Genomic DNA, 17643 nt, shown 5'->3' with positions numbered 1-17643 from the left:
GTGCAACACCGCAGTGCAACGCAACACGCAGCTCAACGCGAGGCCGCGCCAGCGCTCAAGGCAAGGCCAGCGCCGCCGCCCCTTCCGCCCGCGCCATATCCACCGTTACGGACCAGCGTTGCGGCCGGCGGGCTTCGACCATGGTCAGCTTGCCGCCGGGTCCGAACGCGCCGGTATCGATGAACACCTGAGCGCCGATCTGCTGGATGCTGCGCATTGGCGTGTGGCCGCAGTAGGTCAGCGACAGACTGCGCTGCCGGCTCGGGTCACCGTTACCCATTGCGAGCTGGCGACCCCACAGCAGTTGCTGGCGTTCGTCGGCGGTAAACTCGCCCACGTCGAGATCTGCGTCGGTGCCGAAGAATTCGGCATGGAGCACATTAAAGCGCTCATTGCCGCTGCCGATCACCCGCGCGAGCGGCAATCGGTTTAAGCGCTGCGCATACTGGCGTAGTTTCTCGTCGGACAATTGCGCTGCCCACGAGCCGCCAATACCGTACCACCACTGCCGGCGCAGACGCCCTTCGGCGACCGCACACAAGGTGTCCTCATGATTGCCGAGCACCGCGTAAAACCAAGGCTTGTCGAGCAGCGCCAGCGCCTCTTCGGACTGGGTGCCGCGGTCGATCAGATCGCCGACTGAGAACAGCCGGTCGTGCGAGGGATCGAACGCCACCTCACGCAGCAGGTAGCGCAGCGCATCGACGCAGCCGTGCAGATCGCCGACGACAAAATCGCGGCCGGTGCGATTGACAGCGTGATGCTCGACAGTGTTGACGAGTGCGGTAACCATTCGAGCATGATAGAACGCGAACGCAAAGCGCGTATGCGCGGTTTCTATCTTTTCTCAGACGCTTGGCCGCGCCATGCGCCGCTTCGCTGTCCCTTTTTTGGCTGTGCTGCGGCGCAGCCGGAAAACCATGCCGGATTGCGCCTTACGCCTACGGTCTCAAGCGGTCATTGTTGCTGTGCACGCAGCTTGGCCACCTGATCGACCGTCAACACCGCTTGCGGATTGCCGAACTGCTTGGTCACGTAGTTCGTGATGGCGGCCACCTGATCGTCGGTGAGTTCGCCGCCGAACGCCGGCATCAGCACATCGGCCTGTTTCGTCGTACGACTGACGCCGTGCAGGATCACCATCGCCAGGTTGTCGGGGCTGCTGGCGCCTGCGGTGCTGTTGTGAATTAACGACGGATACGCGCCCGGTGCACTCGCGCCGATGCCTTGCCCGGTCCAGTTATGACACGAGGCGCAATTGGCCACGAACAGTTGCGCACCATTCACCGCGGTAATCTCCGTGCCGCGCAGCGCGGTCACGTCATGCGCGGGCGTGCCCCACTGGTCGCGCGGATGCGTCTCGCCACCGCTAACCGGCGCGACCGAACGCAAATACGTGACGATTGAGGTCAGATCTTCGGGCGTCAAATACTGCGTGCTGTCCGCGACCACTTCGCCCATCGGCCCCGCGGCATTCGCGCGGCCCGGCACTACCCCGGTGGACAGATAGCTGACCAGTTCGTCGTCGCTCCAGTTGCCCACCCCGCTGTTCTTGTCCGGCGTGATGTTAAACGCATGCCAGCCGGCCTGGGCCGCGCCGGAGAAGCGCTCGGACGTCTTAAGCCCTTGCAGGATGTTGCGCGGTGTATGGCATTCCTCACAGTGCGCGAGCCCTTGCACCAGATAGGCGCCTCGATTCCATTCCGCGCTCTGCTTGGGATCGGGCACGAAGCGGCCTTCGTTGAAATTGAACAGATTCCAGAACACCATCAGCCAGCGCAGGTTGAACGGAAAGCGCATGTCATTGCGCGGCGGCACGTAATGGATCGGCGTCAGCGTGTTCAGATAGGCACGAATCGCCTGCACGTCCTGGCCGGTGACCTTGGTGTACTCGGCGTAGGGGAAAGCGGGGTAAAGCCGCTCGCCGCCCTTGCCGATGCCCTCATGCATCGCGCGCTGAAAATCGGCGTCGGTCCATTGGCCGATGCCGGTGTCCGGATCAGGCGTGATGTTCGGCGTATAGATCGTGCCGAACGGCGTGTTGATCGGCAGACCGCCGGCGAAGGGGCGGCTCTTGTCGGCCGTGTGGCAGGCGACGCAGTCGCCGGCGCGGGCGAGGTATTCGCCGCGCTTGACCAGATCCTGCTCGGCGAGAGCCGCGCCGCTTGCAGCCGGTTGTGCGGGTTGCGCGGCCTGTGCAGGCTGCGCGGGTTGTCCAGCCTGTCCGGATTGGGAAGCGTCGTCGGCTCGCGCCTGCGTAATCGGTGATTCGTCGTCCTGGCGCGTCGGCGGGTCATACGCCGCATGCCACGCAACGTATAACGCAAACAGCGAAAAAGCGGCGGCGCAGGTGGCCACCCGGATACGGCGGCGACGCGTGGCCTGTGCGGGCGAACCGGCCGGCTGCACGCGAGACGTCTCGTTCGTCATTGTGGCTCTCCGTCAGGGCGCGGGTCAGATTTCACGCTTGAGCTTGTCCGCCAGCTTCAGGGACAAGGCCGCAATTGTCAGCGTGCAATTCACCGAAGCCGCCGTGGGCATCACGCCGCTACTCGCAATGAACAGATTCGAGTGGTCGTGCGTGCGGCAATCCGCATCGACGACGGAATCCGCCGGATCGCTGCCCATGATGGTGGTGCCCATGATGTGATTGTTCGGCGCGAAGGTGTCGTCGAACGAAACTTCGGCGCCGCCGAACAGGGCCGCGATCTGCGCATAGAGCTCGTGCGTGTTCGCTGCGCTCTTCTTCACGTAGTCGTTGATCGAGTAGTAGATCTCGGGCTGCGGAATGCCGAGCGAATCCTTGTGATCCGCCGAAGGCACGACGCGATTCTGCGGCTCGGCCAGGTGCTCGTGAAAGCTGTTGATGTTCAGCGTGCGCGCCGCGCGGTCACGGATCTGGCGGTCCAGTTCGGCGCCGGTGAGGCCCTGCTTGATGAGTTCGGCGGCCACCGACATGGTCGGCACGCCGTTGGACAGATGCAGCTTCTTGGCCGCGTAGTCCGAGCGGAACGCGCCGTCGCGGAAGTTCACCACCGAGGTCATTTCCATCGGCCCGCGTCCGGGCCATAGCGGCTCGTTAGCAAGGAAGGTCACCCCCGTGCCCGGATGGTCCATTAGATTGCGGCCCACCTGGTCGGAACTGTTGCCGACGCCGTGCGGGAATTTGTCGGAGGTCGACATCAGCATCAACTTGGGCGTTTCGATGCCATTCGCCGCAAGCACGAACAGCTTGCCGCTCACCCGTGTGCTGTTGCCGTTCGGATCCTTGTAGTGGACAGCGGTAATCAGACCTTTATTGTCGGCTTCGACGCGATACACCACCGCTTGTGGAATCAGCTTCGCGCCCGCTTGTTCCGCCTTCTCGGCATGCACCACGCCGTTGTACATGGCCGCGATCGGGCAGATCGGCATGCAGTTGTTGTTGCCACAGCAGGTGGGGCGCGCATCGTAGGGACGGCTGTTGCGCGCCACCGGCTCGGGCACCACCTTGAAACCTTGTGCGTTGAGCACGTCGCTAAAGCGCTGATCCATATACGACAACGGCAACTGGCTCATCGGATAGGGCTTTGAGCGCGGCGAGCCGAGATCGATGCCGCTATCGGGACCGGACACGCCGAGCTGCTCTTCAGCGGCAAAGTACCAGGGTTCGAGTGTTTCATACGGATAGGGCCAGTCGCGGCCCACTCCGTACAGCTTATTCAACTGGAAGTCCGAAGGAAGCAGCCGCCACGCAGCAGCCGCCCAGTGCCAGGTGGTGCCGCCCACCAGCCGCACGTACTGCGAGTTGTACGGATAGTCGCCCTTCTGGATCAGGTAGTTGTTAGCCGGCGCATACTCGGGATGGGGCGCGTAAGGCGTGGAAGGATACGGAGTGGCAAAGTCGGACTTGGCCGGGGAGTTGCGGAAGTTCTCGACAATCTGCCAGCGCGGAATGCGCGGCCCGGCTTCAAGCAGAATGACCGAGGCGCCTGCTAGCGCCATCTGATGCGCCACCAGACCACCTGCCACGCCCGAGCCGACTACGACGATGTCGGCGGAATTGGAATTTGCCATTGTTGCCCTCTTATGTCGAACAGAGTCAGCGCTTCACCTGTCGACCAGAGTTCGCGCTTTAGCGCATTGCTCTGGTCCCATGCACCGCACTTACTCCGGTCCCATGCAACTTGTCGCACTTATTGCTGCTTGCTTGTTTTGTGCATGCCGCAGTCGCAACCGACACGACCGTCGACACGCGCGAGAGGCATGCCGTGCTTCAAGCGCCGGCGGGCTTTTGGGTCCAGTAGAACGGCACGTCGCGGCAATAGGACGGAACCGTCAGCACGTCCTTGACCGGATCGAACATCAGCGCGCTCTCGTAGGCCACCACTTGCACATGCGGCATGTCGCCGACAAGGCCGAGATACCAGGCGCGCATGATGGCGCCGACGGTCTTCGCGAGCGCCGGCTGGTCGACCTGCAAGGCTTGCGTGACGGTGTCGGAAGGCACGCCGCCGTGACCTTGCAGCCAGGTGTTGAGGGCGGCGACATTCTGCGCGAACTGGCTGTCGGAGCGTGCCAAGGCATCGTAGACGCGCTTGCCGAGGACCGGGTCGAAGCCGGTTCGACCGGTCAGATGCTGTGATAGGGCGAGGAAGGCGTCGAGACCGCCGCCTGCAGGTGCGTCCGCAAAGGCCGGCGGAATCCCGAACCAAACGCCAAACGATGTGCCGAAGCGTCCGGCGCTCGTGAACGCCAACGCGGCAGCCGCGGCACACGCGCCCAGCAACCAGGTGCGGCGGCCAGCGGAATGGGTATGCGTCACCACGCGGCGCGCATGGTTCTCATCGTTGTCTTGAACATCTGCCATGGGGGCTCCACAGATGACGAGTCAATTCTTTTCAACCGGCCAACTTTACTGGGTGCGGCATGCCGCTCTCCGCAAGTTATTCCGGTTGTCCGCCCCAAACCTGGTCTGTGCCGCTGTAGCGGTCTCGTATTGTGGTTGCGATACGGCGTGAAAGTCCGGCGCACGGCCGTTGCGAAAGACTATAGCTGCCCCGCGACCATTCGACAATTGGTGCCCGAGGCTCGCGGTAGAATCGGCAACGCTCAATTCTGCTTAACAGTGCTGTGCCAATCCCCGCGCAGCCTCACCTTAACCGTCCATGCCAATGAATCTCTATCCGCAGGTCCTCCGCAACCGCCCGCGCATGGTCGCTGCGCTTGTAATCGGTATCATCGCCGCGCTGGCGTTGCCCTGGCACATGAGGCCGATGGTGCGCGTGCTGGCCGCATGGGACGTCACGATATGGACGTATCTTGTGCTGATCTGGGTGCACATGGCGGGTGCGCATGAAAACAAGGTCCGCGAATTCGCGCAGCGCGACGATGAGAACGCGGGCGTCGTCCTGATGGTGATCTGCGTTGCCACGCTGGCGAGCATCGCCGCCATCGTGCTCGAACTGGCGTCCGCGAAGAACCTCGGCGCCGCGTCGACCCTTGCGCATTACCTGGTTACCGGACTGACGATGTTCGGCGCATGGTTCCTGATTCCGACCATCTTCACGCTGCATTACGCCAGGCTCTACTACGGCTCTGACCCGCACGAAACCGCGCTGCTGTTCCCCGATCACAAGCTGCAGCCGAACTATTGGGACTTTCTGTACTTTTCGTTCACGATTGCGGTCGCGTCGCAAACTTCGGACGTGGTTCTCAGATCGCGTTCGATCCGGCGTGCAGCACTGGCGCAATCGATTCTCTCGTTCTACTTCAACGTGGCCGTGCTGGGCCTGTGCGTCAACATCGCGGCGGGGCTGCTGGGCTCGTGAGGTAATAGCGGACTTGTAAAACCCGCGTAAGGAGCACCTGAATTACATACTGGCAGCGCGCCTGACCCACCTGCGCCGCCACCCCGCTCCCCGCGCACCCGCGCTTCCTTCCGTTTTCGCGGCCGCCCAGGCCGCTGGCACAACGCTTGCTGCAGACTTTGCATTTATCTGGTCCAGAACCGCATGGCCGGTGCCTGCGCGTGCGTATTGTTCGTTACTGCCCGGCGGGCAAGCGATCTTTGCACTACATTGACCAGTACGCGCGCTGAGTTCATGCAGCGGGCGGCATCCGGCTCTGGAAGCCCCAATGAGCGGTGTGATCGCATCTCGATGCATCCACATCGCGGCAGGACGAATCTGGAAACGACCGATGGAACCTTCACAAAGGTATGCGCCGCGGATCTATTTTCTCCACTCTCTCCTCGTCGGGCCCCTCGACGCGTGGCCTGCGCACTTCGCGCACGCCGCCGCGCTCGGCTTCGATCATGCGCTGATCGGCGCGCTGTTCCAGCCTGGACGGGCCGGACACGCGCAAATTGTCAGCGACCATCGTCACTTGCACCCGGTCTTCGCGGCGCAGCAAGGCGCTCCCGAAGCGCTGCGCAGCCTTGCCGCCACGGCGCGCCAACATGGCCTCGCCGTGCTGGCCGACCTCGTGATCGATCGCTTTGCGGCCGACAGCGCCCTCTTCGCTGAGCACCCGGACTGGTTCCATCCGTTCGAATCGGAAGAAGCGCGGCTCGATCCGCGCCATGCGCATCGCGAAGACAACGTCGCCTACGTGAATTTCAGCAACGAGGGCAGCACCGCCGCATTGCTCGACTGGTGGACCCGCGAACTGCTCGCGCTCGCTGAAGCGGGCGTGGCTGGCTTTCGTTTCGATTCGCCGCACCGCGTACCGGTCAAGTTCTGGCGCCAGCTTGGTGCAGCAGTGCGGGCACAGTATCCGCAGATACGTTTTCTTGCCGCCACGCCTGGCCTCGCCCGCGCCGATCTGCAGCATCTCGAGGGTGCGGGCTTCGACAGCGTGTTCTCCTCGGTGCGCTGGTGGGACTTCCGCGCCAGTTGGCTGACCGACGAGCACGCCGCGCTGAGCCGCGTCGGCGCGCCGATCGCGTTTCCGGAGGCGCCCTACGGCAGCCGCCTCGCCGCCGATCTCGGCGACGGCCACGACGCCTCGATGCTCCAGCGTGCCTACCGCCGCGCGCTGTTCACCGCAGCGGCAACCGGCACTGGCTGGCTGATGCCGATGGGCTTCGAGTACGGCATCGCCCAGCCGATGTCGTACACGCGCGGCAACGCCGCGCAGTACGCCGAGTTGTGCAAGGCGGCACGCTTCGACCTGTCCGAGCCGATCAAACATGCCAACGGCGTGCTGCATGAGGCGAAGGCCTTGCAAAGCGTCGGCGAATTGCGGGCGCTCAGCGGCCCCAGTGCGCCCGCCGCCGTCCTGTTGCGCGGCGATCACCTCGATCTGCGCGACAGCCAGCAAGCGGTCCTGATCGTCATCAACCCCGACCTCGGCCTGCCGGTGCGGGTCGATCCGGGGCGCTTTCTGGCCGGCGTACCGGGCAACTTCACACGCTTCGTGCCGCTCGACGCCGTCGCGCAAGCATCGCCCGCCTCGCTTTCCCCATTTACACTTGCGCCCGGCGCCTGCCGGCTGTTCGCCGCCCAGGCGGAGAAACCCGTGCTGCTCGCACCACCCATCGACAAGCCGAGCAACAAGCGCAGCGGCCACAAAACCGTGCTGGAGGCCATCGCCGCCCCGCGTGTGGCGATCGAAAGCGTGACGCCGTCAGTCGACAACGGTCGCTTTATCGTCAAGCGCACGGTCGGCGAACGGGTCGACGTGACGGCGGCGATCTTCGCAGAAGGACACGACAAGATAGCCGCCGCGGTCATTTGGCGTGCTGCCGACGAAACCGCCTGGCACGAAGCGCCAATGCTCCCCGCGCCGCCCGCAGGGAACGACTTGTGGCACGCCCGCATCCCACTCGAACGGATGGGCCGGCACGAATTCACCGTGATCGCGTGGCGCGACGACTTCGCTTCGCTGGTCGAGCACGTGCAGAAAAAGCTGAAGGCCGGGCAAACCGTCGAGCTTGAAATCGACGAAGCCAGCCACCTGTTTGCGCTGGTGCTAGCGGAGGTGGAAACGGTAGAAGGCGCCGTGACCGAACCGCTTGAACATATCGTCAAGGTCTTCACCAAGGCGGATCTCGAGACGCGGATCGCGCTGCTGCTCGCGCCCACCACCGCCAAAGCGATGGCCGCCGCCCGTCACCGCCCGTTCCTGACACGCGACCCGGTGGTCTACCGGATCGATGCCGAACGGACCGCCGCGCGCTTTGCGAGCTGGTACGAAATCTTCCCGCGTTCGATGAGCGACGACGAATCCCGGCACGGCACCTTCGCGGATGTCACGAAGAAACTGCCGCGCATCCGCGACATGGGTTTCGACGTGCTGTACTTCCCGCCGATCCACCCGATCGGCCTCGCCAACCGCAAGGGCCGCAACAACGCGCTGAACGCGCAGCCTGGCGACGTGGGCAGCCCCTACGCAATCGGCGCGGTGGAAGGCGGCCACACGGCCGTCCATCCGCAACTGGGCACGCTCGACGACTTCAAGCAGATGCTCGCCGCCGCGCACGAGCATGGCCTCGAGATCGCGCTCGACTTCGCGATCCAGTGCTCGCCTGATCATCCGTGGCTCAAGGAGCATCCCACCTGGTTTGCATGGCGCCCCGACGGCACGCTGCGCTATGCCGAGAATCCGCCGAAGAAGTATCAGGACATCGTCAACCCGGACTTCTATGCGCACGACGCCAAACCCGACCTGTGGCTCGCGTTGCGCGACGTGATCCTGTTCTGGATCGAAGCGGGTGTGCATATTTTCCGCGTCGACAATCCCCATACGAAACCGCTGCCGTTCTGGGAATGGATGATCGCCGACGTGCGGGCGCGCCATCCCGAGACGATCTTCTTCGCGGAAGCCTTCACCCGGCCACGCATGATGTACCGGCTCGGCAAGATCGGCTTCTCGCAGTCGTACACCTATTTCACATGGCGCGAGTCGAAGCGCGACTTCACCGAGTATCTGACCGAACTCACGCAGACCAATATCCGCGAGTACTACCGGCCGAACTTTTTCGTCAACACGCCGGACATCAACCCACGGCACCTGCAATCGTCAGGACGCTCCGGCTTCCTGATCCGCGCGGCGCTCGCGGCGACGCTCTCAGGGCTGTGGGGCGTGTACAGCGGCTTCGAACTCTGCGAAGCCGCCGCGCTGCCGAACAGCGAGGAATATCTCGATTCCGAGAAGTATCAACTGCGCGCGTGGGACTGGAACCGGCCCGGCAATATCGTCGGCGAAATCAGCGCCTTGAACCGGATTCGCCGCGCCAACCCAGCACTGCAATCGCATCTGGGCGTCACGTTTCTGACGGCGCACAATGACCATATCCTGTTCTTCGAGAAAGCCACGGAAGCGCGCGACAACGTGATCGTCGTCGCCATCAATCTCGATCCTTTCAACGAGGAAGGTGCGGATGTCGAGCTTTCGTGGGCGACCTTTGCCCATTGGCATTTGAACGATCAAGCGGCGCTCGAAGTGGTCGACCAGATGAGTGGGGCACGCTTCGAGTGGTACGGCCGCTGGCAGCACGTGCGGCTCAACCCTGGCGCACTGCCGTTCGCGATCTGGCGCATCGCACCGGCCGGCGGCCTGCCACCCGAGCCCCCCAGCACAGACGACGATAGCGGCAGCCATGCAGACGCTGGCTACCAACCCCCGACCGAAGGTGCGCAATGAAACGTGACGACCCGACCGAGAGCACGTCGCAAGCCCACGCCGCCGCAGCTACAGGCAGCCGCGTCGCGAAGCCGAAGCCCGCCCGGCGCGGCAAGGCATCGGCGCTCAGCGACGACCCGCTCTGGTACAAAGACGCGATCATCTATCAGGTGCACATCAAGTCGTTCTTTGACGCGAACAACGACGGTGTGGGCGATTTCCCCGGACTGATTGCCAAGCTCGACTATATTGCCGAGCTCGGCGTCAACGCGATCTGGCTGCTGCCGTTCTATCCGTCGCCGCGCCGCGATGACGGCTATGACATTGCCGACTATCGCAGCGTGCATCCGGACTACGGCCAGATTGCGGATGTGAAGCACTTCATTCAGGAAGCGCACGCCCGTGGCATTCGTGTGATCACCGAACTGGTCATTAACCATACGTCAGACCAGCACCCGTGGTTCCAGCGCGCCCGGCTTGCGAAACCAGGCTCGAATCATCGCAACTTCTACGTGTGGTCCGATACGGATCAGAAGTATCAAGGCACGCGGATCATCTTTATCGATAGCGAGCCGTCGAACTGGACGCATGATCCCGTGGCCGGCGCTTACTACTGGCACCGCTTCTATTCGCACCAGCCCGATCTGAATTTCGACAATCCCGCTGTGCTGAAAGAGGTGCTGCAGATCATGCGCTTCTGGCTCGATATGGGCATCGACGGGCTGCGTCTCGATGCGGTGCCGTATCTGGTGGAACGCGAAGGCACCAACAACGAGAACCTGCCGGAAACACACGCAATCCTGAAGAAGATTCGCGCCACCATCGACGCCGAATATCCGAACCGGATGCTGCTCGCCGAAGCGAACCAGTGGCCGGAAGACGTGAAGGAGTATTTCGGCGACGAAGACGAATGCCATATGGCGTTCCACTTCCCGCTGATGCCACGTATTTACATGTCGATCGCCAGCGAAGACCGCTTCCCGATCACGGACATCATGCGGCAAACGCCGGATCTTGCCGAGACGAACCAGTGGGCGATTTTCCTGCGCAACCACGATGAACTGACGCTCGAAATGGTCACGGACTCCGAGCGCGACTACCTGTGGAACACCTATGCGAGCGATCGCCGCGCACGGCTGAATCTCGGCATCCGGCGACGGCTCGCGCCGTTGATGGAGCGCGACCGGCGGCGTATCGAACTGATCAATTCACTGCTGCTGTCGATGCCCGGCACGCCCGTGATCTACTACGGCGACGAACTCGGCATGGGCGACAACATCCACCTGGGCGACCGCGACGGCGTGCGTACGCCGATGCAATGGTCGTCGGACCGCAACGGCGGCTTCTCGCGCGCCGATCCGGAACAACTGGTGCTGCCGCCGGTGATGGGCTCGCTCTACGGCTTCGACGCTGTCAACGTCGAAGCGCAGAGCCGCGACCCCCATTCGCTGCTCAACTGGACGCGCCGCATGCTCGCCGTGCGCCGCGCCAAGCAGACCTTCGGGCGCGGCACGATCCGCTTCCTGAAGCCGGCCAATCGCAAGATTCTCGCGTATCTGCGCGAGACGCCGGACGAGCCGGCGGTTCTGTGCGTGGCGAATCTGTCGCGTGCGCCGCAAGCGGTCGAACTCGATCTATCCGAGTTCGTTGGCACCGTGCCGGTCGAGATGACCGCGGACTCCGTGTTCCCGGCCATCGGCCAGCTCACCTATCTGCTAACGTTCCCGCCATATGGCTTCCTGTGGTTCCTGCTATGCCCCGGCACGCAACGTCCGGCATGGAGCCAGGCCGCGTCCGAGCCGCTGCCCGAATTCGTCACGATTGTGATCCGCGAGGGTCAGGTCGGACCTACGCCAGAAAACGTCCGGTTGCTCGAATCCGAAGTGCTGCCCTCGTGGCTAAGCCGGCGCCGCTGGTTTGCCTCGAAGGATCAGACGATGCATGCGGTACGCCTTGCGGCGTTGACGACGATTCCGAACGGTGGCTTCGCCTTCACCGAAATCGAAGCGGATGTCGGCGATCACACCGAGCGCTATGTGCTGCCGATTGCGATTACTTGGGGCGGCGAAACCACCACGCCTTTGTTCATGCAACTGGCGCTGGCGCGCGTGCGCCGCGGCCGCAACGTCGGCCATCTCACGGACGCGTTCGCGCTGCCGATCTTCGCGCACAACGTCTTGCGCAAGCTGCGTGAGCGCGCGGTTGTGCCGACGGTGCAGAAAAGCGAAATCTGCTTTATCCCAACCGAAGGTTTCGACAAACTCGATCTGGGCGATCGTCCTGAGATTCGCTGGCTGGCCGCCGAGCAAAGCAATAGTTCGCTGATCATCGAGGACGCCGTGGTGCTGAAGCTGGTGCGGCGGCTCGTGAGCGGGATCCATCCGGAAGCGGAAATGAGCCGCTATCTGACCAGGATCGGTTACGCGAACACCGCACCGCTGTATGGCGAAGTGGTGCGCATCGATCCGGCCGGCGTGCCGCATACGCTGTGCATTCTGCAAGGCTTCATCGACAACCAGGGCGACGCATGGAACTGGGCGCTCGATTACCTGCGCCGCACGATCGACGACCTCGCCCTCGCCGTCGATGCGGAGGATTCCGCACCGGACCCCGAAAAGGAAGCGCAAGCCATCGAAGGCTACCGGGCAATGGCCGGCATCATCGGCCAGCGTCTCGGCGAGTTGCACGTCGTGCTCGCGGCGCCATCCGACGACCTGGCGTTCTCACCCGAGGCGGCCAAACCCGAGGACGTGCGGGCATGGGTCGACGGCGCGCAGACGATGCTGGCCGCCGCGTTCGACCTGCTCGTGCAACGTGTGGATCAATTGACCGACGATACGAAGGAGCTGGCCCAAAGCCTGCTGGATCGGCGCGCGGCGCTGACCGAAGCCGTCGCCACCCTCGTCCCGGCCGACGCCGGCGCCCTGCGCACGCGCATTCATGGCGATTTCCACCTGGGACAGGTGCTGGTCGCCCAAGGCGATGCGTTCCTGATCGACTTCGAAGGCGAGCCGGCGCGCTCGCTCGAAGAACGCCGCCAGAAAGCGAGCCCGATGCGCGATGTCGCGGGTCTGCTGCGCTCGTTCTCGTACGCCAGCGCAGCGGCGCAATCCACCACCGAAAGCGCGCCCCAACAAACCGCCGACCGCAAGCGCGCGCTGTTCGACCGCTTCCGCGGCTACGCCGCCGAGAGCTTCCTCGCGGCATACCGCGCCGCGGTCGCCGATGCCGCGCAACCGCTGGTCGCGCCTGCTGCGGAACGGGGCCTGCTCAATCTTTTCCTGATCGAGAAAGCCGCCTACGAGATCCGCTACGAGGCCGCCAATCGTCCGACGTGGCTCGGCTTGCCAGTACGCGGCCTGGCCGCTCTCGCGAGCCGGATACTCGGCGATACGGGCACGCCCCACGAGCCACCGGCGACCGGTTCTACCGGCGCCACACCGCCTACCCCGGCTGAGGGCGATTATGAGTGAGCACCTCAGTGACCAATGCGCGACCGCCGGCCTGCAACCGCTCGATCTCGACGCGCTCGTCGAAGCGCGGCACCCCGATCCGTTTTCGCAACTGGGCCTGCATCAGAGCGACGCGGGTCCGGTGGTGCGCGCGCTGCTGCCGAATGCCGCGCATGTGACGGTGATTGCGCGCGCCGATGGCGCGACGCTCGGCGAGCTGCAGAAGATCCATCCCAACGGACTGTTCGTCGGCCGTGTCAGCAAGGCCGTGCCATACCGGCTGCGCATCGACTGGCATGGTCCGGTCCAGGAAATCGAGGATACCTATTCGTTTGGCCCCGTGCTTGGCGACGAGCCCTTGCACCGGCTCGCCCACGGCGATCCGTATGCGGTGCTCGAATGCCTCGGCTCGCGGCCGGTGGAAATCGACGGCGTACCCGGCGTGCGCTTTGCGGTGTGGGCGCCGAATGCGCGGCGCGTCTCCGTGGTCGGCGATTTCAACGCCTGGGACGGACGCCGCCATCCGATGCGTTTGCGCCATCAGGCGGGCGTATGGGAACTGTTCGTGCCGCGAGTCGGCGCAGGCACACGCTACAAGTACGAGCTGCTGTCGCGCGACGGCCATCCGCTGCCGCTCAAGGCCGACCCTTGCGCAATGCAAACCGAACGGCCGCCGGCCACGGCGTCGATCGTCGCGCACGTCGACGAGATCGAGCAGTTTGCGTGGACCGACAGTGCATGGATCCAGGCGCGCGGCGCCAATCAGACGCCGCGCTCGCCAATCTCCATCTACGAGGTACATGCCGAATCCTGGCTGCGCATCGCCGAGGACGGCCACCGCGGACTCGACTGGGGTGAACTGGCAGAGCGATTGATTCCCTACGCCCAGGGCATGGGCTTCACGCACATCGAATTCATGCCGATTGCCGAGCATCCGTTCGGCGGCTCGTGGGGCTATCAACCGCTTGCGCAATTCGCGCCGTCGGCCCGCTTCGGCAAGCCCGAGCAGTTCGCACAGTTCGTCAACCACGCGCACGAGGCAGGGCTCGGCGTGATTCTCGACTGGGTGCCGGCGCACTTTCCGAACGACGCGCACGGACTGATCGACTTCGACGGCACGCCGCTCTACGAGCACGCCGATCCGCGCGAAGGCTATCACCAGGACTGGAACACGATGATCTACAACCTCGGCCGCAACGAGGTAAGCGCGTTCCTGATCGCCTCGGCGCTGGCCTGGCTCAAGCGCTATCACGTCGACGCCCTGCGGGTGGATGCGGTGGCCTCGATGCTGTATCGCGACTATTCGCGCGCCGCTGGTGAATGGGTGCCGAACATCTACGGCGGACGCGAGAATCTCGAATCGATCGCCTTTCTCAAGCGCCTGAATCACGAAGTCGGCTATGTGCCGGGCGTACCCGGCGCGATCACGATTGCGGAAGAATCGACCGCATGGCCCGGAGTGACCGCGCGTGTCGAGGACGGCGGCCTCGGCTTCGAGTTCAAGTGGAACATGGGCTGGATGCACGACACGCTGCACTACATGCACGAAGACCCGGTGTACCGCCGCTACCATCACCACAACATGACCTTCGGCATGGTGTACGCGTACTCGGAGTGCTTCGTGCTGCCGCTCTCGCACGACGAGGTGGTGCACGGCAAAGGCTCGCTGCTCGGCAAGATGCCGGGCGACCGCTGGCAACGCTTTGCCAACCTGCGCGCGTATTTCGGCTTCATGTGGACGCATCCCGGCAAGAAGCTGATTTTCATGGGCGGCGAGTTCGGCCAGATGGCCGAGTTCGATCACGACGGCTCGCCGCATTGGCATCTGCTCGACGATCCGCTCCATCACGGCACACAGAAACTGGTGCGCGACCTGAACCTCCTCTACTGCGACGAACCCGCGCTCTACACGCTCGACTGCGAGCCCGGCGGCTTCGAGTGGCTGATTGGCGACGATAGCGGGAACAGCGTGTTCGCTTACCGGCGCGTCGACGGCGCCGGCCGCGAACTGGTGGTGGTGTGCAACTTCACGCCGGTGCCGCGTCTCGGCTATCGCATCGGCATGCCGGTTGCCGGACGCTGGAGCGAGATTCTCAACACGGACGCCAGCGTGTACGGCGGATCGAATGTCGGCAATGCCGGATTGATCTACACGGAGGACATTGCGAGTCACGGCAAGCCGCAATCGGCCGCGCTAATCCTGCCGCCGCTCGCGACCATCGTGCTGCGCGCGGATACCTGAGACACGTACCGCGCCGGTTAAACCCCGATGCATTCGTTGAGTCAACCCAAGGAAGGAACGTACCAAGCGCCCCGCGAAGAGACGACCAATCAGAATAAGGACGGGAACCATGTCGCACGCATTACCCGACCGGCTGTTGCCGGGCTCGCCCTACCCGCTTGGGGCGAGCTGGGACGGGCTCGGCGTCAATTTCGCCGTGTTTTCGGCCCATGCCCAGCAAATTGAGCTGTGCCTGTTCGATCCGACGGGCCGCAAGGAGATGCGACGCTTCACGCTGCCAGAGTGCACCGACGAGATCTGGCACGGCTACCTGCCCAATGCGCATCCTGGCACCGCCTATGGCTTTCGCGCCCACGGCCCCTATCAGCCGCAGCACGGGCATCGCTTCAATCCACACAAGCTGTTGCTCGACCCGTATGCACGCAAGCTGGTCGGACAGTTCCGCTGGTCCGATGCGCTGTTCGGTTACCGGATGCATTCGAACCGCCTCGACCTCTCCATCGACCGGCGCGATTCGGCGCCGGCCATGCCGAAGTGCGTGGTGATCGACGAAGCCTTCGACTGGTCGCACGACACCCGCCCGAATGTGCCGTGGGGCGAAACCGTCATTTACGAAACACATGTGCGCGGCGCCTCGATGCTGCGGCCCGATCTGCGCGCCCATGAACGCGGCACGTTTGCGGCGCTGTCGTCGCCGGAATTCATCGGGCATCTGCAAACGCTCGGCGTGACCGCAGTCGAACTGCTGCCAGTGCATGCCTTCCTGAACGACCGTTTTCTGGTGGAGCGCGGACTGCGCAACTACTGGGGTTACAACACGGCGGCCTTTTTTGCACCGGAGCCATCGTACCTGAGCACGCACCGGCTCGACGAAATGCGCATCGCGGTGCGGCAGTTGCACGCGGCGGGTATCGAAGTGATTCTCGACGTGGTCTACAACCACACCTGCGAAGGCGGCGAAATGGGTCCGACGGTCTCGTGGCGCGGCCTCGATAACGCCAGCTACTACCGCCTCGTGCCCGGCGACGAGCGTCACCATATCAACGACACCGGCTGCGGCAACACGCTGAACCTGCCGCATCCGCGCGTGCTGCAGATGGTGATGGATTCGCTGCGCTACTGGTCGACCAAGTTCAATATCGACGGCTTCCGTTTCGATCTCGGCGTGACCTTGGGCCGCGAACACTCGGGCTTCGATCCTGGCTCGGGCTTTTTCGACGCGTTGCGCCAGGACCCGATCCTGTCGCAGCGCAAGCTGATTTCCGAACCGTGGGATATCGGCCCCGGCGGCTATCAGCTCGGCAATCATCCGCCGGGTTTCGCCGAGTGGAACGACCGCTTTCGCGATACCGTGCGCCGTTTCTGGCGCGGCGACGCCGGGCTGCGTCCCGATCTCGCCGCGCGTCTCACAGGCTCCGCCGACCTCTTCAATCGTCGCTTCAGAAAGCCGTGGGCCTCGGTAAATTTCGTCGCCTCGCATGACGGTTACACGCTCGCCGATATCGTCTCCTACGAACAAAAGCATAACGAAGCAAACTGCGAGAACAACAACGACGGGCATAACGAGAACTGCAGTTCGAACTGGGGCGTCGAAGGGCCTACCGACGACCCGGCAATTCTCCAAACCCGCGCCCGGGTGGCGCGCTCGCTGGTAGCAACGCTCCTCATTGCGCTCGGCACGCCCATGCTGCTGGCCGGCGACGAAATCTGCCGCACCCAGAACGGCAATAACAATGCGTACTGCCAGGACAACGAATTATCATGGATCAATTGGGAACGCGCGGGCTCCGAGGAAGGTCGCAGGATGACTGGGTTTGTGTCGCGCGTGATTGGCTTGCGCAAGCAGCATCCGCTGCTGCGCGAGACGCGTTTTCTGTTCGGCGACCGCGAGGTCCTGCCTGGCCTGTACGACGTCGGCTGGTTCGACGAGCGCGGCGATCCTTTGACGATCGAGGCCTGGCAAGACCCGGAAGGACGCGCGCTGACCTTGCGCCGCGCGGGTCCGGGACTTCATGGTGAAACCGAAGTATTGTTGATGATGCTCAACGCGTCGGGCGACACCTTGCGCTTTACTCCACCCGCGCCGCATCTGGAATGGCACGTGCTTCTGGATACCGCGGACCCCGATTCGCCGCCCCACCCGCTCGCCGTGCCGGAGGTGGAAGTGGCCGGTCACGGCCTGGTCATCCTGGCCGCGCAGCCGGTCGGCGACGCCGACTGGCAGGCCGGCTGGAAAGCGGGCCCGCAACACGGCTCGCGACTGTTGAGCGCGCTGCCGCCCGACCGGGGCACGCAGCCGTCCGGCGACGGCGAGTCGCACACGTAATAGTTGCGGAGCCCCGA

At 63.9% G+C, this 17643-nt stretch carries 9 protein-coding genes; 5 read left to right on the top strand and 4 right to left on the bottom strand.

Annotated features, from left to right (window positions below; all coding sequences use genetic code 11):
- Positions 1–55: 55 nt before the first annotated feature.
- The 4 genes from BLQ92_RS33760 to BLQ92_RS33745 form a co-directional block, all read right to left on the bottom strand.
- Complete coding sequence (locus BLQ92_RS33760) at positions 56–793, bottom strand: metallophosphoesterase (RefSeq protein ID WP_090693302.1); 738 nt, start codon at positions 791–793, stop codon at positions 56–58.
- A gap of 164 nt (positions 794–957) precedes the next feature.
- The gene (locus BLQ92_RS33755) at positions 958–2430 is read right to left on the bottom strand and encodes a cytochrome c (protein ID WP_090693299.1); all 1473 of its coding nucleotides are present in this window, start codon (positions 2428–2430) and stop codon (positions 958–960) included.
- Between the two features lie 24 nt (positions 2431–2454).
- Complete coding sequence (locus BLQ92_RS33750) at positions 2455–4056, bottom strand: GMC family oxidoreductase (RefSeq protein WP_090693295.1); 1602 nt, start codon at positions 4054–4056, stop codon at positions 2455–2457.
- A gap of 199 nt (positions 4057–4255) precedes the next feature.
- Positions 4256–4849: a sugar dehydrogenase complex small subunit gene (locus tag BLQ92_RS33745; protein ID WP_090693292.1), complete on the bottom strand. Its 594-nt coding sequence runs from the start codon at positions 4847–4849 to the stop codon at positions 4256–4258.
- Between the two features lie 298 nt (positions 4850–5147).
- Here BLQ92_RS33745 and BLQ92_RS33740 point away from each other — a divergent pair, with 298 nt between their 5' ends.
- The 5 genes from BLQ92_RS33740 (at position 5148) to glgX (ending at position 17626) form a co-directional block, all read left to right on the top strand.
- A complete protein-coding gene (locus tag BLQ92_RS33740) occupies positions 5148–5810 on the top strand; it encodes a DUF1345 domain-containing protein (protein ID WP_090693289.1) in 663 nt (220 codons plus the stop codon).
- A gap of 370 nt (positions 5811–6180) precedes the next feature.
- Positions 6181–9627, top strand: a complete 3447-nt coding sequence (locus BLQ92_RS33735; RefSeq protein WP_090693285.1) for a maltotransferase domain-containing protein — start codon at positions 6181–6183, stop codon at positions 9625–9627.
- Positions 9624–13079, top strand: a complete 3456-nt coding sequence (treS, locus tag BLQ92_RS33730; protein WP_090693281.1) for a maltose alpha-D-glucosyltransferase — start codon at positions 9624–9626, stop codon at positions 13077–13079. Before BLQ92_RS33735 ends, treS begins: the two co-directional genes overlap by 4 nt.
- Positions 13072–15300: a 1,4-alpha-glucan branching protein GlgB gene (gene glgB / locus BLQ92_RS33725; RefSeq protein WP_090693274.1), complete on the top strand. Its 2229-nt coding sequence runs from the start codon at positions 13072–13074 to the stop codon at positions 15298–15300. Before treS ends, glgB begins: the two co-directional genes overlap by 8 nt.
- 109 nt (positions 15301–15409) lie before the next feature.
- Positions 15410–17626 carry a glycogen debranching protein GlgX gene (gene glgX / locus BLQ92_RS33720; RefSeq protein ID WP_090693269.1) on the top strand — a complete coding sequence of 739 codons (2217 nt, stop codon included), beginning with the start codon at positions 15410–15412 and terminating at the stop codon, positions 17624–17626.
- Positions 17627–17643 lie beyond the last annotated feature (17 nt).

This window comes from Paraburkholderia phenazinium, assembly GCF_900100735.1.
GTDB lineage: Bacteria > Pseudomonadota > Gammaproteobacteria > Burkholderiales > Burkholderiaceae > Paraburkholderia > Paraburkholderia phenazinia.
Note: the sequence above shows the minus strand (reverse complement) of the source record. Positions and strands in the feature narration are given on the sequence as shown.